The sequence below is a fragment of the Arenimonas metalli CF5-1 genome (assembly GCF_000747155.1).
Taxonomy (GTDB): domain Bacteria; phylum Pseudomonadota; class Gammaproteobacteria; order Xanthomonadales; family Xanthomonadaceae; genus Arenimonas; species Arenimonas metalli.
The window spans coordinates 1-1,262 of record NZ_AVCK01000052.1; the positions used below are offsets into that span (position 1 = coordinate 1).

1 protein-coding gene is annotated in these 1,262 nt (G+C 58.4%); it reads left to right on the forward strand.

Going from position 1 to position 1,262, the window contains the following annotated elements; translation table 11 throughout:
* The first annotated feature begins 835 nt into the window (after positions 1-835).
* Positions 836-1,222, forward strand: a complete 387-nt coding sequence (locus N787_RS11695) for a VOC family protein (RefSeq protein ID WP_034214334.1) — start codon at positions 836-838, stop codon at positions 1,220-1,222.
* Positions 1,223-1,262 lie beyond the last annotated feature (40 nt).

Genomic DNA, 1,262 nt, shown 5'->3' on the forward strand with positions numbered 1-1,262 from the left:
TCGGCGCGGCTTAACTTAGGCGTTAGGTGGCTATGGGACGTTGGTCGCTACTCGGAGCATTGCTATTTGCTAGCGTCTTCGCACTCTTCGCTTTCTGGCGTGCCGATGTGGTTGACTCGCACGCCATACGTGGCGTAATCGCGTTTTTTCTGTTCGGCTTCTATTGCGCGATCGTCGCCTTAGGCACGTCGGGCAAGAAGCGGTCTCTGTCGCTACTAGCTCAAACACTTCTAGGCGTGGCTTTCGCTTGCGCCATCGCGGCGCTGTTCGGTGCCGCCGCAGATGGCTACACCTTGGCGGTAGTATTGGGTCTAGTCTTAGGGTTTACCGCGGACTGGTGGGTTGGGCACGTGCAATTGCCGTAGCCGCCACCTAACCAATCATTCAAGCCGACGCCTTCGGCGCGGCTTAAATCAAGGTGTTAGGCCTCATGAGAAGCTTCTGGCTGGGATCGTCGCTTAGCCTCGCGTTGGGCTTTGGCCTTTCGGCCCTCATGTACTTCACCCTTACGTCCAGCCAGGCAGAGAACTGCCAGGTTAATGGGGCTCCCTGCCCCCAGATGCGAGCGCTTGAGCTCACCCTGCTTTGCGCAATGCCAGCGGCGGTCTTCTTGCTCATTGTCTTGGTTGGCATCAGGGTCAAGAGACATAGCCCGCGCGTGGCTGCATGGCTTGTATCCTTGCCCCCAGCCGGCTTACTTGTTTACGCTGCGGGAATGGCTTTCGTTATGCCGTCGGGCGGCTGAGGCCTAACTTGTCATTCAAGCCGACGCCTTCGGCGCGGCTTAACTAAGGCGTTAGGCCGCACAGCAACGCCCCCACTTTTTGGAGTTCCAATGTCTGGTCCTGCAAGAGCCGGCCTCTTCATTTACGCAAAGGACTTGTCTCGGCTCGCTGGGTTCTATGAGTCGTTGCTAGAAATGTCCCGTGCCCACTCGTCGGCTGACCTCGTGGTACTCCGTTCTGCGGACATCCAGCTGACGATCCATGCCATTCCGGCGGCAATTGCCGAATCCATTTCCATATCCATTCCTCCGGAGAAGCGAGAGGACGCCGCCCTCAAGTTCTTCTTCACGGTCCCCAGCATTCCGGAGGCGGCGGCAAAGGCGCCCGCTTTGGGCGGTGAGGTCCTACCTGAGCAATGGCACGGACCGGGATTCCTCGTCTGCAACGCGGTTGACCCAGAGGGCAACATCTTTCAGGTCCGTGAGAGTGCGGCCTAACCAATCATTCAAACCGACGCCTTCGGCGCGGCTTAACTCA

Bases quoted from the DNA above. Each gene is read 5' to 3' on its own strand.
- N787_RS11695 (WP_034214334.1), top strand. From the start codon at position 836: ATGTCTGGTCCTGCAAGAGCCGGCCTCTTCATTTACGCAAAGGACTTG.